At 73.1% G+C, this 20,721-nt stretch carries 14 protein-coding genes; 8 read left to right on the top strand and 6 right to left on the bottom strand.

Annotation, left to right across the window (positions count from 1 at the left end; all coding sequences use genetic code 11):
* Positions 1-116: 116 nt before the first annotated feature.
* Positions 117-722, bottom strand: coding sequence for a TetR/AcrR family transcriptional regulator (locus ACZ7LY_RS21165; protein WP_471626185.1), 606 nt, complete (start codon positions 720-722; stop codon positions 117-119).
* Positions 723-870: 148 nt separating this feature from the next.
* Between ACZ7LY_RS21165 and ACZ7LY_RS21160 the strand changes: the two genes are divergently transcribed.
* The 6 genes from ACZ7LY_RS21160 to ACZ7LY_RS21135 all read left to right on the top strand — a co-directional run bounded on the left by ACZ7LY_RS21160 (position 871) and on the right by ACZ7LY_RS21135 (position 7,135).
* Positions 871-2,589, top strand: coding sequence for an MFS transporter (locus ACZ7LY_RS21160; RefSeq protein ID WP_471626184.1), 1,719 nt, complete (start codon positions 871-873; stop codon positions 2,587-2,589).
* 134 nt (positions 2,590-2,723) lie between these two features.
* A complete protein-coding gene (locus ACZ7LY_RS21155) occupies positions 2,724-3,284 on the top strand; it encodes a cysteine hydrolase family protein (RefSeq protein WP_471626183.1) in 561 nt (186 codons plus the stop codon).
* Between the two features lie 100 nt (positions 3,285-3,384).
* Positions 3,385-3,762, top strand: coding sequence for a hypothetical protein (locus ACZ7LY_RS21150; RefSeq protein ID WP_471626182.1), 378 nt, complete (start codon positions 3,385-3,387; stop codon positions 3,760-3,762).
* 164 nt (positions 3,763-3,926) lie between these two features.
* Positions 3,927-4,361, top strand: coding sequence for a MerR family transcriptional regulator (locus ACZ7LY_RS21145; RefSeq protein ID WP_471626181.1), 435 nt, complete (start codon positions 3,927-3,929; stop codon positions 4,359-4,361).
* Positions 4,362-4,363: 2 nt separating this feature from the next.
* Positions 4,364-4,678 carry a thioredoxin gene (gene trxA / locus ACZ7LY_RS21140; protein WP_471626180.1) on the top strand — a complete coding sequence of 105 codons (315 nt, stop codon included), beginning with the start codon at positions 4,364-4,366 and terminating at the stop codon, positions 4,676-4,678.
* Positions 4,679-4,903: 225 nt separating this feature from the next.
* The gene (locus tag ACZ7LY_RS21135) at positions 4,904-7,135 is read left to right on the top strand and encodes a HelD family protein (protein WP_471626179.1); all 2,232 of its coding nucleotides are present in this window, start codon (positions 4,904-4,906) and stop codon (positions 7,133-7,135) included.
* 40 nt (positions 7,136-7,175) lie between these two features.
* Here ACZ7LY_RS21135 and glgB read toward each other — a convergent pair whose 3' ends face one another.
* From glgB to ACZ7LY_RS21115, 4 genes are all read right to left on the bottom strand, one after another.
* Positions 7,176-9,404, bottom strand: coding sequence for a 1,4-alpha-glucan branching enzyme (gene glgB / locus ACZ7LY_RS21130; protein ID WP_471626178.1), 2,229 nt, complete (start codon positions 9,402-9,404; stop codon positions 7,176-7,178).
* 58 nt (positions 9,405-9,462) lie between these two features.
* On the bottom strand, positions 9,463-10,893 hold the full coding sequence (locus ACZ7LY_RS21125; protein ID WP_471626177.1) for a maltokinase N-terminal cap-like domain-containing protein: 1,431 nt from the start codon (positions 10,891-10,893) through the stop codon (positions 9,463-9,465).
* A gap of 280 nt (positions 10,894-11,173) precedes the next feature.
* Positions 11,174-12,874 (bottom strand): maltose alpha-D-glucosyltransferase, encoded by a 1,701-nt coding sequence (gene treS, locus ACZ7LY_RS21120; RefSeq protein WP_471626176.1) that lies wholly within the window; start codon positions 12,872-12,874, stop codon positions 11,174-11,176.
* Positions 12,861-15,155 carry an alpha-1,4-glucan--maltose-1-phosphate maltosyltransferase gene (locus tag ACZ7LY_RS21115; protein WP_471626175.1) on the bottom strand — a complete coding sequence of 765 codons (2,295 nt, stop codon included), beginning with the start codon at positions 15,153-15,155 and terminating at the stop codon, positions 12,861-12,863. Before ACZ7LY_RS21115 ends, treS begins: the two co-directional genes overlap by 14 nt.
* A gap of 412 nt (positions 15,156-15,567) precedes the next feature.
* Here ACZ7LY_RS21115 and ACZ7LY_RS21110 point away from each other — a divergent pair, with 412 nt between their 5' ends.
* Both ACZ7LY_RS21110 and ACZ7LY_RS21105 read left to right on the top strand, forming a co-directional pair.
* Complete coding sequence (locus ACZ7LY_RS21110) at positions 15,568-16,587, top strand: ATP-binding cassette domain-containing protein (RefSeq protein ID WP_471626174.1); 1,020 nt, start codon at positions 15,568-15,570, stop codon at positions 16,585-16,587.
* Positions 16,584-17,426 carry an ABC transporter permease gene (locus ACZ7LY_RS21105; RefSeq protein WP_471626173.1) on the top strand — a complete coding sequence of 281 codons (843 nt, stop codon included), beginning with the start codon at positions 16,584-16,586 and terminating at the stop codon, positions 17,424-17,426. The genes ACZ7LY_RS21110 and ACZ7LY_RS21105 overlap by 4 nt, the downstream gene beginning before the upstream one ends.
* On the opposite strand, the gene ACZ7LY_RS21100 is transcribed toward ACZ7LY_RS21105, so the two are convergent.
* On the bottom strand, positions 17,404-20,553 hold the full coding sequence (locus tag ACZ7LY_RS21100) for an ATP-binding protein (RefSeq protein WP_471626172.1): 3,150 nt from the start codon (positions 20,551-20,553) through the stop codon (positions 17,404-17,406). The genes ACZ7LY_RS21105 and ACZ7LY_RS21100 overlap by 23 nt on opposite strands.
* Positions 20,554-20,721 lie beyond the last annotated feature (168 nt).

The following is a 20,721-nucleotide window of genomic DNA, read 5'->3' as shown; positions in this document are numbered from 1 at the left end:
TGCAGGGGGGACCCTGTGGGAGAGTAGGACGCCGCCGAACTATTGTTGAGAGAAAGCCCTGGACGGGTTACCGTCCAGGGCTTTTTCGCGTTTACGGACCTTTCCCCGAAACCCGCTCAGCGGGCCGCGTCCGCCAGGAGTTCCGCGTCCTTCGGGGGATAGCCCGCCGAGGAAAGCACCGTAACGACCGCCGCGCGGGCCGCGTCCTGCGGCGGGAGCGCGCCGTCGTTGACAGCTTCCATCAGGCCGAAGAGGACCTGCTCATGCACGTACGACAACGCCTCGGCCGGCAAAGGTGACGTGAAACGGCCGCTATCCAGGCCCTGTCGGAGCAGGCTCGTACAGACCTCGCGTACCGGCGCCAGGCGGGCCCGGATGCCCTCCATCGTGACGCTGCGCTGCGCGAGATGGACCAGCAGCCGGTAGCGGTCCGCGATCGGCCAGATGGCCAGCGTCGACCGGGCCAGCGCCTCCGCCGGATCCTCGACGTCCGCGCGGCCCGCCCGATGCGCCTCCGCGACCGCCTGGGCGGCATCGTCCACCAGGGCGCCCACCAGCGCGTCCCGGCTCGGGAAATGGCCGTACACCGTACGACGTACGACCCCCGCCGCGCGGGCGATCTGGTCCATGGACGCGTCAGGGTCGCGCAGCAGCTCGGCCAGCGCGACGTCGAGGATGCGCCGGCGGTTCGCGTCGGCCCGTACGGAAGTCACGCCGTTCATTGTGCCTGCCTCTGACGCGGCGCGACACCCACTCCCTCCAGCCGTTTTGCACACCACTGTGCAGCGAGGTACATTGCACAGTCGTGTGTAATTGCACAGGGCTGTGCAACTTCTGCTGTCTGTTCTTTTCCTGAGGGGGATCCGCCTCATGCGACTCGTCATGAACGAGCCGGTCGACACCATGGACCGGCCCTACGCCCGGCGCTGGTGGGCACTGCTGGTGCTGTGCCTGAGCCTGTTGATCATCGTGATGGCCAACACGGCGCTGACCGTCGCCGCGCCCGACATGACCGAGGACCTCGGGCTCTCCAGCTCCGACCTCCAGTGGGTCATCGACGGCTACACCGTCCCGTACGCGGCCCTGATGCTGTTGCTCGGCGCGATCGGCGACAAGTACAGCCGGCGCGGGGCGCTCGTGCTCGGGCTCGTCGTGTTCGGCGGGGGCGCGGTCGGCGGGTCGCTCGTGGACAGCTCGGGCGGGGTCATCGCCGCGCGGGCCGTGATGGGTGTCGGCGCCGCCATGATCATGCCGGCGACGCTGTCGCTGCTCGCGGCGACCTTCCCCAAGCGGGAGCGCGGGCGGGCCATCGTGCTGTGGACCGCCACCGCCGGACTCGCCATCGCCGCGGGCCCGTTGGTCGCGGGCGCGCTGCTGCGCAGCCACGGCTGGGCGTCCACGTTCCTCATCAACGTGCCGGTCGCCGTCGTCGCCATCCTCGGCGCGCTCTTCCTCGTACCGCCGTCGAAGGCCGCGCACCACAGCCGGATCGACTACGTCGGCGGGCTGCTGTCCGTCGTGTGGGTCGGCGCGCTCGTCTACATGATCATCCAGGGTCCGCACTTCGGCTGGGACGCCAAGGCGATCGGGGCCGCCGTGGTGGCGGGTGTGGCGCTGGTGGCGTTCGTGGCGTGGGAGCTGCGGCACCCGCGGCCCGTGCTCGACGTGCGGCGCTTCGCCGACCGGCGGTTCGCCGGGTCGAACCTCGCCGTCGCCCTCTTCTTCCTCGCCGTCTTCGGCGCGTTCTACTTCCTCACGCAGCACCTCCAGTTCGTCCTGCGGTACGACCCGCTGGAGACCGGCGTACGGATGCTGCCGCTGGCCGGTGCCGTGTTCGTCGGGTCGGCGCTCACCGGGTACCTCACGCCGCGCATCGGCATGAAGATCACGGTCACGGCCGGCATGGTCGGCGGCACGGCGGCGCTCGCGCTGCTGACGCGGATCGACGAGGGTTCCACGTACGGGGACTTCGTGCTGCCGCTGATCATCCTCGGGCTCGCCATCGGCCTCGCGCTGTCGCCGTGCACCGACGCGATCATGGGCGCCTTCCCCGAGTCGGAGCTGGGCGTCGGCGGTGCCGTCAACGACACCTCCCTGGAGCTGGGCGGTTCGCTCGGCATCGCCATCCTCGGCTCGGTGCTCGCCGGTTCGTACTCCTCGAACCTGTCGGACGCCGCGTCCGGTACGAAGCTGCCGGGTGACGCGCTGTCCACGGCGCAGGACTCGGTGGGCGCCGGGTACGCGGTCGCGCAGCACATCGGAGCGCAGGCCCACAAGCTGGCCGAGCAGGCGGCGGGCGCCAAGGACCCGCAGCAGGCGGCGCAGTTGAAGGAGCAGGCCACGCAACTGGCCGGTGGCGCGCGGAAGATGGCGGAGGCCGTGGGCTCGTCGTTCTCGGACGCGGTCGCGCACACCAGTGTCGTCGGCGCGGTGATCCTCGGCGTCGGGACCGTGTTGGTGGCAGTGCTGCTGCCGCGCAAGGAGCGAGGCGGGGCCGTGTCGGTGGCGGCGGCCGCGCACGACGGCTCCGGGTCCGCGGACCATGCGGACCAGGACGATGCTTCGGCGGAGGCCGGAGCGCGGCGGTAGGCGGCGCGCGGCGGAGCGTGCAGAGGGGGGTGAGGCCCGGGGCGATGGCGTCCCGGGCCTCGTTGTCAGTGGGTGCCTCTACTGTGACAGCAGGTGGAATCGAGCGCTGGACATCCCTTCTTCTGGAGGCACACGTGACGACACTGACCGACCGGCCAGGCACCGCCCTGCTCGTCATCGACATGCAGAACGGGGTGCTGGAAGGCACGCACGAGCGGGACGCGGTCATCGGGCGGATCGCGGAGCTGGCCGACCGGGCGAGAGCCGAGGGCGTGCCGGTGGTGTGGGTGCGGCAGGAGGACGACGGGCTCAAGCCGGGCAGCGAGGCATGGGAGTTCGCCGCGCCGCTCGGGCCGCGCGGCGCGGGGGAGCCGCTGGTGCCCAAGGCGTACCCGGACTCCTTCGAGGCCACCGACCTGGAGGCGCTGCTCGCCGAGCACGGCGTGGGACATCTCCTGGTGACCGGCGCCCAGTCGGACTGCTGCATCAACGCCACGCTGCACGGCGCCCTCGCGCGCGGATACGACGTGACGCTGGTCGCCGACGCGCACACCACCGAGGACCTGACCGCGTACGGGGCGCCGCCGCCGGCCCAGGTCGTCACCCACACCAACCTCGCCTGGCGCTTCCGCACCGCGCCCGGGCGCACGGCCGCGGTCGTCACGGCGGAGGAGGTGTCGTTCGGGGAGGGATGAGGGCCGCGCGGCGCCGAGGGGGCGGCTGCGGGCCGACTGAGTACGGGGTCTGAGTAGGCGCACTCAGGTGGGTGCGGAGTGGGGGGACTTTGATGGAGACATGACGTACGAATGTGTCGCGGAGCCCGTTCGGATACCGGCCGCACGGAGGGTGGCGTGGCGGCAGTGGGTGGCGCCGGCGGTGTCCTCGGTGGTGACGCTGCCCGCGGCGTTCGTCGCCTGGATCTGTGCCGGGCTCGGTCAGATGGCGTGCGACGCGTGCGACGGCCGGGAGGGGACCCGGTTCGAGGCGAGCTTCGCGCGGGCGCACACCGTGTTCGGGTGGGGGATGACCGTCTCGCTGCTGCTGCTCGCCACGGCGTGGCTGCTGCCGTGGCAGCAGCGGTACGCGGCGCGCCGGGTGCGGTTCGCGATGGCGGCGCCGGCCGGCGTGTTCCTCACGTCCCTCGTCTTCGCGGCGCTCGTCGACTGGCCGTGAGCCGGGGCCGCCGTCCCGAGGGGGTTCGAGGGGAGGAGCCCCGGGCGCCCGCACGGCGTACGAGACGCGGCGGGTCAGCTGCATGGCGGGGATCGCGGGGGGGGCGGGGATCTCGGGGTGGCGGGTGTTGCGTTGACGTGGGCGTCAACCCGTAGCGTCGTCGCATGCGCATCGGAGAGCTCGCGGACCGTGCCGGTACGACCACGCGGACGCTCAGGTACTACGAGTCGCGTGGGCTGCTGCCCGCGCGGCGGGACCGGCACGGGCACCGGGAGTACGACGAGTCGGACCTGCGCGCGCTGTGGCAGATCCGGACGCTGCGTGACTTCGGGTTCGAGCTTGAGGAGACCCGGCCGTTCGTGGAGTGCCTGCGTGCCGGGCATCCGCACGGTGACTCGTGTCCCGCGTCGGTCGCCGTGTACCGGGCCAAGCTCTCCGAACTGGACGCGCTGATCGCGGAGTTGACCACCGTACGGGATCAGGTCGGCGCCCAGCTCGGGCGCGCGGAGGCGGCACTCGCCGCACTGGCGGACCAGGAGCCGCCTGCCCCGCGCTGCGAGCTGGCCGAGGCCATGGACCCGGCAGGAGACGAGGAGTGAGCATGCGGGAGATCACCGAGGCCGAGTTCGACGAGCAGGTGCTCGCGGCGGGCCGGCCGGTGCTGGTGGAGTTCACGGCGACCTGGTGCGGGCCGTGCCGGCAGTTGGCCCCGGTGCTGCGCGCCATCGCCGACGAGGAGCGGGAGCGGCTGGACGTCGTCGCCATCGACGTGGACGCCAACCCCGGTACGGCGGCGCGGTACGGGGTGCTGTCGATGCCGACGCTGATGGTGTTCAAGGACGGGGAGCCGGTGTGGTCCCGCGTCGGCGCGCGGCCCAAGCGGCGACTGCTGGAGGAACTGGCCGAAGCGGTCTGACGGGAAGCCTGACAAGAAACCGGCGAGAAACCGACAAGACACCGGCAAGGAACCCGACAGGAAAAGGAGGCGGTTCGGGAAACGGTCGTCCCGGCTTGGAAAGAGGCCCCGCCCGGGGTATATTCGATGTTTCTGTGTGCCCACAGAAAAGGCCCCTCGATGGGGGCCAACAAAACTCACAGTACCGGGCAGGGAGTTGTTTTGTCAAGCCGGGACAGCCGCGAATTGCAGAAAGAACAGGAATACATCGACCGGCTCTATGCCCGCGTCGATGAGCTGCGCGGCGTCGCCGCGGACTCCGTCCGGGACGCGATCACGCCGGTCGGGACCGGTCAGCAGGCCCGTCTTGAGCGGGATCTGCTGGTCGTCGAGCGCTCCGGACTGCTCGCCGCGCTGAACGCGGTGGAGGGTTCCCTCGCATTCGGCCGTATCGATCTCAAGGACGGCACCGCGCATCACATCGGCCGTATCGGAATTCGCGCCGACGACACCGAGCGCACGCCGATCCTGATCGACTGGCGGGCGCCCGTCGCGCGGCCTTTCTATCTCGCCACCGGGCATACGCCGATGGGGATCAGGCGGCGCCGGCATCTCACGCTCGACGGGCGTACCGTCACCGAACTCCACGACGAGATCCTCGACCTGGACGACGCCGAACGCACCGGGCACGAGGACCCGACCGGTGACGCCGTGCTGCTCGCCGCGCTGAACTCGGCCCGCACCGGCCGCATGGGCGACATCGTGCAGACCATCCAGGCCGAGCAGGACCGCATCATCCGCCACGCCCATCAGGGCGTCCTCGTCGTCGAGGGCGGCCCCGGCACCGGCAAGACCGCGGTGGCGCTGCACCGGGCCGCGTTCCTGCTGTACGAGCACCGGGAGCTGCTGGCCAAGCGGGCGGTGCTGATCGTGGGCCCCAACCCGGCGTTCCTGAAGTACATCAGCGAGGTGCTGCCCGCGCTCGGTGAGACCGGCGTGCTCCTCGCCACGGTCGGGGAGCTGTTCCCCGGCGTCCACGCGCACGGCACCGACAGCGCCCGCGCCGCCGCCGTCAAGGGCTCCGCCGCGATGGCCGAGGCGCTGGAGCTGGCCGTCGCCGACCGGCAGCAACTGCCCATGCCCGGCGAGCCGTTGATCATCCCGCACGACGACGGTGACCTGGTCCTTGACTGGGAGATCGCCTACGAGGCCCGGCAGGCGGCCCGTGACACCAAGCTCCCGCACAACCTCGCGCGCCCGCACTTCGCCTTCCGCGTGATCGACGCGCTCACCGACCAGCTCGCCGAGCGCATCGGCGCCGACCCCTACGGCGGATTCAACTTCCTCGGGCCCGACGACCTCGCGCAGCTCGGCAAGGCGGTCGCCGCGAGCCCCGACGTACACGCGGCGATCGAGGAGCTGTGGCCCGCCCTTACCCCGCAGGGCTTCCTCGCCGCCTACCTGGAGGAGCCCACGCATCTCCCGGCCGCCGACGCCGACGCGATCCGGCGCCCCGCCACCCCCGGCGGCGACGGCGAGCAGCCGTGGACGCCCGCCGACGTGCCGCTGCTCGACGAGGCCGCCGAACTCCTCGGCCACGACGACAGCGCCGAACGGGCCGCAGCCGAGGCCGCCCGGCAGGAGCGCATCGCGTACGCGCAGGGCGTGCTCGATCTGTCGAAGGGCTCGGAGACGTACGAGTTCGAGGACGAGGACGAGTCGGAGGTGCTGGCCGCGCACGACATCATCGACGCCGAGCGGGTCGCGGACTGGTACGAGGACGAGGACCACCGCAGCGCCGCCGAGCGGGCCGCCGCCGACCGCACCTGGGCGTTCGGGCACATCATCGTCGACGAGGCGCAGGAGCTGTCGCCGATGGCGTGGCGGCTGCTGATGCGGCGCTCCCCGACGCGTTCCATGACGCTCGTCGGGGACCCGGCGCAGACCTCGCAGGAGGCGGCCGTCGGCGCGTGGGCGGACATCCTCGCGCCCTACGTCGAGGACCGCTTCGAGCACACCCGGCTCGGCGTCAACTACCGCACCCCGAAGGAGATCATGGACCTCGCGGCCCGTGTCCTGCGGGACGCGGTGCCGGGGTACGAGCCGCCCGCTTCGGTGCGTTCCACGGGCGTACGGCCCTGGGTGCGGGCCGTCGACGACCTGCCCGGCGCGGTCGCGGACGCGGTCGCCGAGCTGACGCCCGATGAGGGGCGCCTCGCGGTGATCGCCCCGCGCGAGCTGCACGAGGAGCTGGCCGCCAAGGCGGGCGGCGTCGAGGCGGGCGCCGAACCTGACCTGACGCGGCCCGTCGTGCTGCTCGACCCGCGCCAGGCCAAGGGGCTCGAATTCGACTCGGTGCTCGTGGTGGAGCCCGGGCGGTTCGGCACCAGCGACCTCTATGTGGCGCTCACCCGGGCCACCCAGCGGCTCGGCGTGCTGCACCGGGAGCCGGTACCGGCCGCGCTGACCGCCGGCTGACCCCGCCGGACGGCCTGGCCGGGCGACGGTCCCCGGGCCGTCACGGGCGCAGCCAGACCGTCGCCAGCGGGGGCAGGGTGAGCCGGAGGGACGCGGGCCGGCCGTGGGCCGGTTCCCGCTCCGGCTTGACCGGGTCGGGGTTGATGACGTCACTGCCGCCGTAGGGCGCCGCGTCGGTGTTGAGGACCTCGTGCCAGGCGGGCACGTCGTCCGGGACGCCGAGGCGGTACTCGGCGCGGACCACCGGCGAGAAGTTCGACACGGCCAGCAGGGGCGTGCCGTCGGCGGCGCGGCGCAGGAACGCGAAGACGTTGTCCTGCGCCGCGTCGCCCACCACCCACGCGAACCCCGCCGGGTCCGTGTCGCGCTCCCACAGCGCGGGCGTCCGCCGGTACACCTTGTTGAGGTCGCGGGTCAGATCGCGGACGCCCCGGTGGTCGGCCTCGGCCCCGTACGCGGGATCGAGCAGCCACCAGTCGGGGCCGTGCGCCTCCGACCACTCGGCGCCCTGCGCGAACTCCTGGCCCATGAAGAGGAGTTGCTTGCCGGGGTGCGCCCACATGAAGGCCAGGTAGGCGCGGAGTCCGGCGCGCTGCTGCCACCAGTCGCCGGGCATCTTCGAGACGAGCGACCGCTTGCCGTGGACGACCTCGTCGTGGGAGATCGGCAGGACGTAGTTCTCGCTGTACGCGTAGACCATCGAGAAGGTCATCTCGTGGTGGTGGTAGCTGCGGTGGACCGGCTCGTGGGCCATGTAGGCGAGCGAGTCGTGCATCCAGCCCATGTTCCACTTCAGGCCGAAGCCGAGCCCGCCGAAGCCACCCGGGCCGATGTGGTGCGTGGCGCGGGTGACGCCGTCCCAGGCCGTGGACTCCTCGGCGATCGTCACGACGCCGGGGACGCGACGGTAGAGGGTGGCGTTCATCTCCTGGAGGAAGGCGACCGCGTCGAGGTTCTCCCGGCCGCCGAAGCGGTTGGGTGTCCACTGGCCGTCCTCGCGGGAGTAGTCGAGGTAGAGCATGGAGGCGACCGCGTCGACGCGCAGGCCGTCGATGTGGAACTCCTCGCACCAGTACACGGCGTTGGCGACCAGGAAGTTCCGTACCTCGCGGCGCCCGTAGTCGAACTCCAGGGTGCCCCAGTCCGGGTGCGCGGCCCGCTGCGGGTCGCTGGGCTCGTAGAGGGCCTGGCCGTCGAACTGGGCGAGCGCCCACTCGTCGCGCGGGAAATGCGCCGGCACCCAGTCCATCAGCACGCCGATCCCCGCCCGGTGCAGCGCGTCGACCAGGTACTTGAAGTCGTCCGGGGTGCCGAGCCGCGCGGTCGGCGCGTAGAACCCGGTGACCTGATAGCCCCACGAGCCGCCGAAGGGATGCTCCGCGACCGGCATCAACTCCACATGCGTGAAGCCCAGTTCGGAGACATAGGCAGGGAGCTGGTCGGCCAGTTGGCGGTACGTCAGGCCCGGGCGCCAGGACGGCAGATGGATCTCGTAGACGGAGAAGGGCGCCTCGTGCGCGGGGCGTTCGGCGCGCCGGGCCAGCCAGTCGTCGTCCTGCCAGACGTGGTGACTGGCGTGCACGACCGAGGAGTTCGCGGGCGGCACCTCCGTACGGGACGCCATCGGGTCCGCGCGCAGCGTCGTGCTGCCGTCGGCGCGGGTGATCGCGTACTTGTACAGCTCGCCCTCGCCGACGTCCGGGACGAACAGCTCCCAGATGCCCGACGAGCCGAGCGAGCGCATCGCGTGGGCGGCGCCGTCCCAGAAGTTGAACGTGCCGACGACGCGGACCCCGCGCGCGTTCGGCGCCCACACCGTGAACCGGGTGCCGGACACGCCCTGGTGCTCCATCGGGCGCGCGCCCAGCGCCTCCCACAGCCGTTCGTGGCGGCCCTCGCCGATCAGGTGCAGATCGAGTTCGCCGAGCGCGGGCAGCAGGCCGTAGGCGTCCGCGACGCGCTGGGTGGTGTCCTCGTACGTGACCTCCAGGCGGTACCCGGACGGGACGTCGGGCAGGTCGAGCAGGGCCGAGAAGAAGCCGTCGCCGTCGTCGTGCAGTGCGGCGCGCAGCCCGGCCGGAGTGGTGACGGCGACCGCGCGGGCGTACGGACGGAACGCGCGGAACGCGACACCCGTACCGGACGGATGGGCGCCGAGCACCCCGTGCGGGTCGTGGTGGGTGCCGGAGAGCAGGCGCGCGCGGTCCTCGTCGGGGACCGGCGCCGCGGGCGGGGGAGCGGGCGGGGTGTCGGTGGGCCGGGGGGTCACGGAAGTGGGCCTCCTTCGGGGTGGCCGTCGCGGCAGCCGGGGCGGGGCGGACGGGCCGCTACGGAGTCGATTCCTTGGCCAGCCGGGCGAGCGCGGCCAGCGGCACGGGCAGCCAGTCGGGGCGGTGCCGGGCCTCGTACAGCGCTTCGTAGACGGCCTTGTCGGTCTCGTACGCGCGCAGCAGCACGGGCTCGGTGCGCGGGTCGGCGCCCGTGACCTCGGCGTACCCCGCGCAGTACGCGGCCCGGCACGCGCCCGCCCAGTCCGTGCCGCGGGATGCGGGGGCGCCGGCGCGGGCGGCGTAGTCGAACGAGCGGAGCATGCCCGCGATGTCGCGGTGCACGGGGTGCGGCAGGCGGCGCTCGGCGAGCGGACGGGACGGCTCGCCCTCGAAGTCGATGAGCCGCCAGCGCCCCGCCGGATCGCGCAGGCACTGGCCCAGATGCAGGTCGCCGTGGACGCGCTGCGCCTGCCAGGTGCGGCCGTCGGCGGCGAGCGCGGCCAGCTCCGCGTACGCGGCGCGCAGCCCCGGTACGTAGGGGCCGAGCGCCGGGACCTGCCGGGCCGTCGCCTCCAGGCGCGCGGTCATCGCCTCGGCGAGCTGTTCGGTGGGGGCGCGGGTCTGGGTGACGGACGGCAGGGCCTCCGCGAGCGCGGTGTGCACCTCGGCGGTCGCCCGCCCCAGCTCGCGGGCCTCGTCGCTGAACCGGGCGCCGTCGCTGAGGTGCTTGAGCGCCAGGTCCCAGCCGTCGTCGGCGCCCGCGAGATAGGGCTGTACGAGGCCGAGGGTCGTCGTCCCGAGCACGGTGCCCGGCGCGGAGGGGCCGGGGCCCGCCGCGCCGGTGGCCGGGCCCGTCTCGAACCAGGCGACCGGCGCCGGCACCCGGTCGCAGCCGACGCGGGCGAGCGCGAGGGGCAGTTCGAGGTCCGGGTTGATACCGGGCACGACCCGGCGGAAGAGTTTGGCGATGAGCTGATCCCCGTACACCACCGAGGAGTTGGACTGTTCGGCCTGGAGGGGGCGGGCCGTGAGGCCCCTGGGTATGTGCCCGTGCGGGCCGCGGTGGAAGCGGAGCGAGCCGAGCGCGCCGGGTATGCGCAGCCGCTCCATGAGGACGGCCGCGAGCCTCGGGTCCTGGAACCCCTCGTGGACGACGCGTCCGGCGAGCGGCCCGTGGGTGACGTGGCCGAGGACGGCCGGCGCGAGCTGCGGGGGCAGCGCGTCGGCGGTGCCGAGCAGGAGCTGGTAGCAGTCGCCGGGGCCGGACTCGTCGGCCGGTGGCTGGTGCACGCGGACCAGCAGATGCAACAGCCCGGCGCGCGGCAGCAGTTGGGTGGCCGATTCGAGGGTGAAGCCGGAGACCGGCCTGCCCTTGCCCGCGAACCAGCGCTGTCTGGGCAGCCACTGGCGCAGCAGCGGTTCCAGGGACAGCAGCAGGGCGGACGGGTGCTCCGCCGGGACGAGCGGGCGGGCTGCGGCTTCCGACATGGCGTCGCGTCCTTTCCCCGGGGCCGCTGGGGTCCCGGGCCGAGAGCGGTTCGGGAGGGGGACGTGCCGAGGCGGGGTGTGCGGGGCCGGGAACGCCGCTCGGGGCGGGCCCGGTGCCGTACGCGGTACTGGGTCAGAGTGCCCCGGGCGCCGGGGAGGAAACCGGGCGGGCGCGGCTTTCCGGGCTCGTGCGGGCCTTCTTCCGGGCCCGCACGAGCCGGGGCCCCGGGCGAGGCCCGCACCCGACCCCGCACGAGCCCGATGCCGGTCTGCCGGTGCGTCAGGCGGCTTCCTTGCGCAGCCGGAACCAGTAGAAGCCGTGGCCCGCCAGCGTGAGCAGGTACGGCAGTTCACCGATCGCGGGGAAGCGGACGCCGCCGATCAGCTCGACGGGGTGCCGCCCGCTGAACGTCTGGAGGTCCAGCTCCGTCGGCTGCGCGAAACGCGAGAAGTTGTGGACGCACAGCACGAGGTCGTCCTTGTACTCGCGCAGGAACGCCAGCACCGCCGGGTTGGTGGAGGGGAGTTCGGTGTACGAGCCGAGGCCGAACGCGGGGTTCTGCTTGCGGATCTCGATCATGCGGCGCGTCCAGTGCAGCAGCGACGAGGGCGACGACATGGACGCCTCGACGTTCGTCACCTGGTACCCGTACACCGGGTCCATGATCGTGGGCAGGGAGAGGCGGCCCGGGTCGCAGGACGAGAAGCCGGCGTTGCGGTCGGGCGTCCACTGCATCGGGGTGCGGACCGCGTCGCGGTCGCCGAGCCAGATGTTGTCGCCCATGCCGATCTCGTCGCCGTAGTACAGGATCGGCGAGCCGGGCAGGGAGAGCAGCAGCGCGGTGAACAGCTCGATCTGGTTGCGGTCGTTGTCGAGGAGCGGCGCGAGGCGGCGGCGGATGCCGATGTTGGCCCGCATCCGCGGATCCTTGGCGTACTCCGCGTACATGTAGTCGCGTTCCTCGTCGGTGACCATCTCAAGCGTCAACTCGTCGTGGTTGCGCAGGAAGATGCCCCACTGGCACGAGGACGGGATGGCCGGGGTCTTGGCGAGGATCTCGGAGACCGGGTAGCGCGACTCGCGGCGCACGGCCATGAAGATGCGCGGCATGACGGGGAAGTGGAACGCCATGTGGCACTCGTCGCCGCCGGAGGGGAAGTCGCCGAAGTAGTCGACGACGTCCTCGGGCCACTGGTTGGCCTCCGCGAGCAGGACGGTGTCCGGGTAGTGCTCGTCGATCTCCTTGCGGACCCGCTTGAGGAACTGGTGGGTCGCCGGAAGGTTCTCGCAGTTCGTGCCCTCCTCCGCGTACAGGTACGGGACCGCGTCGAGCCGGAAGCCGTCGATGCCGAGGTCGAGCCAGAACCGCAGCGCGCCGATGATCTCCTCCTGGACCGCCGGGTTCTCGTAGTTGAGGTCCGGCTGGTGGGAGAAGAAGCGGTGGAAGTAGTACTGCTTGCGAACCGGGTCGAAGGTCCAGTTGGACGCCTCGGTGTCCACGAAGATGATCCGCGCGTCCTCGTACTTCTTGTCGTCGTCGGCCCACACGTAGAAGTCGCCGTACGGGCCTTCCGGGTCGCTGCGGGACTGCTGGAACCACTCGTGCTGGTCGCTCGTGTGGTTCATGACGAAGTCGATGATGACCCGCATGCCGCGCTGGTGCGCCGCGTCCACGAACTCCACGAAGTCCGCGAGGTCCCCGAACTCAGGCAGCACCGACGTGTAGTCCGACACGTCGTAACCGCCGTCGCGCAGCGGCGACTTGAAGAACGGTGGCAGCCACAGGCAGTCCACGCCGAGCCACTGGAGGTAGTCGAGTTTCGCGGTGATGCCCTTGAGGTCCCCGACGCCGTCCCCGTTGCTGTCCTGGAAGGAGCGGACGAGGACCTCGTAGAAGACGGCGCGCTTGAACCACTCGGGGTCGCGGTCCTTCGCGGGGGTGTCCTCGAAGGTGTCCTGGACCGGCTCATTCATGATCATGGTGTGGGTGACCCTCCGAAGTTCCCGGTGCTGCCGGAGTGCGCGTCGCGGCGTCGCCGTCCGGGCGCAGCACGGTGAGGATGTGCGCGGGCGCGCGGCCCGGTTCGAGGCGTACGTAGTTCGTCCTGCCCCAGTGGTACGTGGTGCCGGTGAGCTCGTCGCGGACCGGGACCGTCTCGTGCGGGCCGAGGCCCAGGTGCGGCATGTCCAACGAGACCGTCGCCTCCTGGGTGTGGTGCGGGTCGAGGTTGACGACGACCAGAACCGTGTTCGAGCCGTGGGCGTCACGGGCGGTCCTGGAGTACACGATCACCTCGTCCTTGTCGGCGTGGTGGAAGTGCGTGCCCCGCAGCCGGCGCAGGGCCGGGCTGCGGCGCCTGACCTCGTTCAGGGTGGCGAGGAGCGGGGCGATGGTGCGGCCCTCGCGCGCCGCCGACTCCCAGTCACGGGGCCGCAGTTCGTACTTCTCGGAGTGCAGATACTCCTCGCTGCCCGGCCGTAGCGGGGCGTTTTCACACAATTCATAGCCGCTGTAGACGCCCCACGCGGGGGAGAGCGTCGCGGCGAGAACGGCCCGCAGCTCGAACGCGGGGCGCCCGCCGTGCTGGAGGAAGGCATGCAGGATGTCGGGGGTGTTGACGAAGAAATTGGGCCGCATGTACGCGGCGGCCTCCCCCGACAGCTCCAGCGCGTACTCCGTCAGCTCCTGCTTGGTGTTGCGCCAGGTGAAGTAGGTGTACGACTGCTGGAAGCCGATCTGCGCCAGCGTGTGCATCATCGCGGGGCGGGTGAACGCCTCCGCCAGAAAGATGACATCGGGGTCCGTCGCGTTGATGTCCGCGATCACGCGCTCCCAGAAGACGACGGGCTTGGTGTGCGGGTTGTCCACGCGGAAGATGCGCACCCCGTGGTCCATCCAGTGCCGCAGCACGCGCGTGGTCTCCGCGATCAGCCCGGGCATGTCCTGGTCGAAGGCGATCGGGTAGATGTCCTGGTACTTCTTCGGCGGGTTCTCCGCGTACGCGATCGAGCCGTCGGGCCGGTGGTGGAACCACTCGGGGTGCTGCTGGACCCAGGGGTGGTCGGGCGAGCACTGGAGCGCGAAGTCCAGCGCGATCTCCAGGCCCAGGTCGCGGGCGCGGGCGACGAACGCGTCGAAGTCCGCGAGCGTGCCGAGGTCCGGGTGGACCGCGTCGTGGCCGCCGTCCGGTGAGCCGATCGCCCAGGGCACGCCCACGTCGTCGGGGCCGGGGGAGAGGGAGTTGTCGGGGCCCTTGCGGTGGGTGGTGCCGATGGGGTGGATCGGCGGCAGATAGACCACGTCGAAGCCCATCTCCGCGACGGCGGGAAGCCGTTCGGCGGCGGTGGCGAACGTGCCGCTGACCGGGGGCTTGCCGGGTTCGACGACCGCGCCCTCCGAGCGCGGGAAGAACTCGTACCAGGACCCGAACAGCGCCCGCTCCCTCTCCACGAGCAGGGGCAACTCCTCGCTGACGGTGAGGGGTTCGCGCACCGGGTGGCGGGCGAGGACCGCGTCCACGTCCGGGGTGAGGGCGGCGGCGAGGCGGGAGGCGGCGGGGCGGGCGGGGTCGCGGAGCGCGGCCACGGCTTGCAGAACCGTTTCGCGGGAGGGTTCCGGCACGTCCTTCGCCGCGCGCTCATAGAGCAACGCGCCCTCTTCGAGGACCAGTTCGGTGTCGATGCCCGCCGGGATCTTGATGCCTGCCGCGTGCCTCCAGGTGGACACCGGGTCGCCCCACGCCTCCACCGCGAACGTCCAGTGGCCGGTGGCGTCGGGGGTGACCTCGGCGCCCCAGCGGTCGGTGCCGGGCGCCAGTTCGCGCATCGGCGTCCACGGGCCACGGCGGCCATCCGGGGCGCGCAGCACGACATTGGCGGCGACCGCGTCGTGCCCCTCCCGGAACACCGTCGCCGTCACCTCGAACGTCTCCCCGACCACCGCCTTCGCCGGGCGCCTGCCGTGATCGACCAGGGGCCTGATGTCGCGGACGGGGATACGGCCCGTGGTGGGCGGGGCCGTCTTCGATGCCGGGGTCTTCGGTACCGGGGTCTTCGACGCCGGGGTCTTCGCGGTTCTCGGCGCCGCCTTCTTCGCCGGGTTCTTCCGCGTGGCCGGTTTTCGGGCCCGGGGCGCCCGCGGGGGCGGGGCCGCTTCGGCGGGGGGTGCGGGCTCTTGCGTAGAAGAAGGGTCGTGCGGGGCCGGGGGGCCCGGGGGCGCGCTGTTCTTCGGGGACCGGGACGAGTGCTGTGGTGCGGGCATGACCGCTCCTGTCCGCCGGGGATGTCGGAATCGCGGAAACGGGGCACGGGCCGTTCGCCGTACCGGGGTGCCGAAGGTGCCGGGGATGCCGGGGTGTCGAGGGTGCCGGGGGCGCGTGCGAGGGACGGACGCACCGCGTACCGCAGGAGCCTTCCACGCCCGCGCGGCGGGCAATCCGGTACGAGGCCACCTACTCGTGCGTAAGGGGGCGCGCGGGACGCGACGCGCCGTGGACGAGCGGAGCGGACCATGAACTCCCCCTCAGGCGTGTCGTGTTCGGCCCCCGCGTGCGCGGCGAGCCGGGTGCCGCGCGAGTACCCCGCATCACGCGCCTTGCACGCCCCCGCCCGCCCGGCCGCGCTGAAACCGCGCTGAAACCGCCGTGAATGCGCCGCCCCGCAAGCTCTGGGGCATGACGACGACACCGGCACCACGACCCCCCGCCATCGAGGCCACCGGACTGCGCAAGTCCTACGGCGACAAGCTCGTCCTCGACGGCATCGACCTGCACGTCCCCGCCGGGACCGTGTACGCGCTCCTCGGCCCGAACGGCGCCGGCAAGACCACCGCCGTGAAGATCCTCTCCACCCTCGTCTCCGCCGACGCCGGCACCCTGCGCGTCGCCGGGTTCGACCTGGCCCGCGAGGCCGCCGCCGCCCGCGCCGAGATCGGCGTCACCGGCCAGTTCTCCGCCGTGGACGGGCTGATCACGGGCAGGGAGAACATGCTGCTCATGGCCGACCTGCACCACCTGCCCCGCAAGGAAGGGCGCCGGGTCGCCACCGAACTCCTGGAGCGGTTCGACCTGACCGACGCCGCCGACAAGCCCGCCGCCACCTACTCCGGCGGCATGAAGCGGCGCCTGGACATCGCCATGACCCTCGTCGGCGGCCCGCGCGTCATCTTCCTCGACGAACCCACGACCGGCCTCGACCCGCGCTCCCGGCACTCCATGTGGCAGCTCGTCCGCGCGCTCGTCACCGACGGCGTGACCGTCTTCCTCACCACCCAGTACCTGGAGGAGGCCGACGAACTCGCCGACCGCATCGCCGTCCTGCACCAGGGGCGCATCGCCGCCGAGGGCAGCGCCGAGGAGCTGAAGCGGCTCGTGCCCGGCGGTCACGTACGGCTGCGCTTCACCGATCCCGCCGCCTACCGCGCCGCCGCCGGGGCCCTGCGCGGCACCACCGCCGACGACGACGCCCTCACCCTGCACATCCCCTCCGGCGGCAGCCAGCGCGAACTGCGCGCCATCCTCGACTGGCTGGAGGGCGCCGGCGTCCAGGCCGACGAACTGACCGTCCACACGCCGGACTTGGACGACGTCTTCTTCGCGCTCACCGGCACGCCCGACGCCGACGCCACCGCCATCGATCCCGCGCAGCCCGCCCGTACCGTGTCCGCCGACGAGGCCGAGGAGGCCCTGCGATGACCACCACCGCCCACCCCACCGCCCCCGCCCGTACCGCCCGCCCCGCCGCCCCCTCGCGGATCACCCTCGCCGTGCGCGACTCGTGGACCATGCTGCGCCGCAACCTGCTGCACGCCCGCCGCTACCCCTCGCTCACCCTCAACCTGCTGCTCACCCCGGTGATGCTGCTCCTGCTGTTCGTCTACATCTTCGGCGACACCATGAGCGCCGGGCTCGGCGGCGGGGGCCGCGCCGCCTACGTCGCCTACCTCGTGCCCGGGCTGCTCCTGATGACGATCGGCTCCACCACCATCGGCACCGCCGTCTCCGTCTCCACCGACATGAGCGAAGGCATCATCGCCCGCTTCCGCACCATGGCCATCCACCGCGGCTCCATCCTCACCGGGCACGTCGTCGGCAGCGTCCTGCAGTGCGTGGCGAGCGTCGTCCTCGTCGGCGCGGTCGGCGTCGCCATCGGCTTCCGCTCGCACGGCGCGGGCGTCCTCCAGTGGCTCGCGGCCCTCGGCCTGCTCGTCCTGTTCGCCACCGCGCTCACCTGGATCGCCGTCGGCATGGGCCTGGTCAGCCCCAACGCCGAGGCCGCCTCCAACAACGCCATGCCGCTGATCTTCCTGCCGCTGATCTCCAGCACGTTCGTGCCCGTCGACGCGATGCCCGGCTGGTTCCGGCCGATCGCCGAGTACCAGCCCTTCACGCCCGTCACCGAGACGCTGCGCGGCCTGCTCCTCGGCACCGACATCGGGCACAACGGCTGGCTCGCCGTCGCCTGGTGCCTCGGCCTCGGCGTCCTCGGACACCGCTGGTCCAAGGCCGTCTTCAACCGCGACCCGAAGCAGTGACCGGGACGAGCGCGCGGGCCGCGGCCCGCAGCGCGTCCCCCGCGAGGGCGGCATACTCCGACACCGCGTCGGCGTACGCCGCCCCGTCGGCGTCCACGGCCGCCGCCCGCGCCCGGTCCGCCGCCATCGTCGGCGCCTGCCGCAGCGCCCGCATCCGCTCCGCCAGCGCGATCCGCCGTACGCACACGCCCGGGTCTTCGCCCGCCACCAGACCCGCGACGCCCAGCGCGTGCAACAGCGAGCCCAGCAGCGGCAGTTCGCCCGCGCCGCCGGACGGCCCGGCCAGCAGGCCCGCGACCTCCTCCCGCAGCCGTACGTGCAGCGCCGCCACCGGCTCAAGCCGCCCCGCCCACGCGTGCGCCGTGAGCGCCACCGCCCGCGCCGACAGCAGCCACTGCGCGAAGAACGGGTCGGCCGTGAACGTGCGGACCTCCTCCTCGGCCTGCTCCACCGCCGCACGCCACAGCCCGAGGCCCACCTCGGTCGTGCCCCGCGCCAGCGCGATCTCGGCGCGCCCGAGCCCCGCCGCGTACGAGGCGACACCGCCCGCGGGACGTTCCGCCTCGGCCTGGCGCAGCCACTCCTCCGCCTCTTCGAGCGCCCCGCGCTGCACACAGGCGAGGCCCAGCGCCTCCCGCACGCCGAGCGAGTCGCGGGAGCCCAGTTCGAGCAGGACGGCGAGCGCGTCGCGCAGCGCCCGGTACGCCTCCTCACCGCGCTCCGCGCGCAGGCACAGCTCGCCCAGCCGGCCCTGCCCCATCACCGACGCGATCGGGCTGCCGAGCGGGCGCAGCGCCCCCACCATCCGGCGCGCCGCCGCCAGCGCCCGGTCCTGCTCGCCCTCGCCCTCCCAGACGTACGAGGCGACGCACGCGGCGATCCCGGCGACCAGGGGGCGGTCGTCGGCGCACAGCCGCTCCAGCTCCGTGTAGTGCGGCGGACGCATCCGAGGGAGCGCGCGCAGCACCACCGCGAGGGCCCGGCCCAGCGTGTCAGGATCGGGCTCGGGCAGCCTGCGCAGCACCACCAAGTGCCGTACGGCGTGCGGGCCCTGGCCCATGAACAGGTTGGCCGTGCACACCGTGACCGCGGTCCGCAGCACGTCCACGGCGTCCGGCTCCGGGCGGTAGTGGGACAGCGGGTGACCGGTCTCCGCCGTCAGGTCGAGCAGGCGCTGGTAGCTCGCCTCCGTGGACCACAGGCAGCCGAGCACGGCGGTCGTCGCGGCCAGCACCGGGAGGTCGCCGCGGGCCAGCGCCAGCCGGTGCGCGTGCGCCAGGTTGTCCTGCTCGGGCCTGAGCACCGACCACACCGAGAGGTCCGGCCCGAACAGCGCCTCGTGGTGGCGCCCGCCGAACTCCCGGGCCCAGCCGAGGAACCGGCCCGTCACCTTCTCGTCCTCGCCGGCCTCCGCCCGCCGCGCCGCGCTGAACTCCCGTACGGTCTCCAGCATCCGCAGGCGCAGGCCGCTCTCGGTCTCCGCGGTCTGGAGCAGCGACTGGTCGCCGAGCTGTTCGAGCAGCCACAGGGCGTCGCCGTCGAGCAGGGCGCCGGCCGCGTCCGCGGTGAACCCGCCGGGGAAGACGGACAGCGCGCGCAGCGCCGCGCGGGCCTGCTCGTCCAGCAGGTTCCAGCTCCACTCGACCACCGCGTGCAGCGTGCGGTGCCGCTCCGGGGCGTCCCGGGCGCCGCCGCGCAGCAGCGCGAACCGGTCGCCGAGCCGCTGGTCGATCTCCGCCACCGACAGCACCCGCACCCGGGCCGCCGCCAGTTCCACCGCGAGCGGCAGCCCGTCCAGGTGCCGGCACAGCCGCCGCACCGGCTCCGCCGGCAGCTCCACGCCGGGCCGCGCCGCCCGCGCCCGCTGCGTGAACAGTTCGACCATCGCGGGCAGGTCCAGCTCCGGCAGGGCGTACACCGCCTCCGACGACAGGCCGAGCGGCGCCCGGCTCGTCGTGAGGACCCGCACCCCGCCGCCGGCCGCGACGAGGTCCCGTACGAACGCGGCGGCGCCCTCGACGACCTGCTCGCAGTTGTCCAGGACCAGCAGCGCCTGGCCGGTGCCGAGGACGCCGAGGACCGCCGCGACGGGATCGCCCGACGACGCCGCGCCGCCGACCCCCGGCCCGTCGCCCGCGCCGAGCGCGGACGCCACCTCCGTCGCCACGTCGGCCCCGGCGCTCACGCCCGCCAGCGGCACGAAGTACACCACCGGCTGCGACGCCGAACGGGCGGCCGCGTGCGCGAGCCGGGTCTTGCCGAGCCCGCCGGGGCCGACCACCGACACCACCCGGTGCCCGTCGAGCAGCGCGGTCACCGCCGCCAGGTCGTCGTCGCGGCCCAGCAGCGGGTTCGTCTCGTGCGGTACGCCGTGCCGCACCTTCGGCGCCTCACCGCTCAGCAACTCCTGCTGTACGGACTTGAGTTGCGGGCCCGGGTCGGTGCCGAGCGTGTCGCGCAGCCCGCGCCGGTACTCCTCGTAACGGGCGAGCGCCGCCGAGGGGCCCGCCGTCGCCGCCAGCGTCCGCAGCAGCTCCGTCAGCACTTCCTCGTCGCGCGGCTGCGCCCCCGCCACCTCGGTCAGCGGGCCCGCCGCCTCCGCGTGCCGCCCGAGCCGCGCGAGCGCCAGCGCCCGGCCCCGCACCAGCGCCGCGCGGACCGGCGCCCGCTCCGCGCGCAGCGCCGCCACCGGGTCGTACAGGTCCTCGCCCGCCGCGCCCGCAGCCTCCCCGTCCGGCCACAGGGCGAGTCCCGCGTCCGCCGCGGCCAGCGCCGCCGCGTGGTCCCCGGCGCGGGCGCGGGCCGCGTTCACCGCGGCGTGCACGGCGAGCGCCGCCGCGTCGACCTGCTCGTCGCGCAGCGCCAGCCGGTACCCGGTGGGCGTGCTCTCGACGACGTCGGCGCCGAGCTGCGCGCGGGCCCGCGACACCAGCACCTGGAGGGCCTTCGCCGGGCGTTCGGGCTCCTCGTCCGGCCACAGCCCCGCGATCAGGCGGGCCGTGCCGCAGCCGGAGCGCAGGTCCGCCGCGAGCAGCGCGAGGAGCGCGCGCAGCCGGGGCGCGGTGATCTCCCGGCCCCGGTACGCGACGTCGGACAGCAACGTCAGTTCGACGGCATCGGTGGTCACCCGTGCAGCCTAATGTGATCACCGGCGCTCCGGCAGCCCGGTATGCGGGCAACCCGGAGGCGGGGACGCCCTGTTGGGCCGCCGCGCGGAGGGCCCGGGGCGGTGGGGCGGCGGGCGGGGGATGTGGGGCGTTCGTGACGGTTGTCGCGGGGCGCTGTGAGGCGGGGT

This window comes from Streptomyces sp. NPDC107550 (genome assembly GCF_055639095.1).
This window is presented reverse-complemented; position numbering and strand designations above follow the sequence as displayed.

Coding starts and splice junctions, on each gene's coding strand:
- ACZ7LY_RS21165 (WP_471626185.1), bottom strand. CDS start 722: ATGAACGGCGTGACTTCCGTACGGGCCGACGCGAACCGCCGGCGCATC.
- ACZ7LY_RS21160 (WP_471626184.1), top strand. CDS start 871: ATGCGACTCGTCATGAACGAGCCGGTCGACACCATGGACCGGCCCTAC.
- ACZ7LY_RS21150 (WP_471626182.1), top strand. CDS start 3,385: ATGACGTACGAATGTGTCGCGGAGCCCGTTCGGATACCGGCCGCACGG.
- ACZ7LY_RS21145 (WP_471626181.1), top strand. CDS start 3,927: ATGCGCATCGGAGAGCTCGCGGACCGTGCCGGTACGACCACGCGGACG.
- trxA (WP_471626180.1), top strand. CDS start 4,364: ATGCGGGAGATCACCGAGGCCGAGTTCGACGAGCAGGTGCTCGCGGCG.
- ACZ7LY_RS21125 (WP_471626177.1), bottom strand. CDS start 10,893: ATGTCGGAAGCCGCAGCCCGCCCGCTCGTCCCGGCGGAGCACCCGTCC.
- treS (WP_471626176.1), bottom strand. CDS start 12,874: ATGATCATGAATGAGCCGGTCCAGGACACCTTCGAGGACACCCCCGCG.
- ACZ7LY_RS21115 (WP_471626175.1), bottom strand. CDS start 15,155: ATGCCCGCACCACAGCACTCGTCCCGGTCCCCGAAGAACAGCGCGCCC.
- ACZ7LY_RS21110 (WP_471626174.1), top strand. CDS start 15,568: ATGACGACGACACCGGCACCACGACCCCCCGCCATCGAGGCCACCGGA.
- ACZ7LY_RS21105 (WP_471626173.1), top strand. CDS start 16,584: ATGACCACCACCGCCCACCCCACCGCCCCCGCCCGTACCGCCCGCCCC.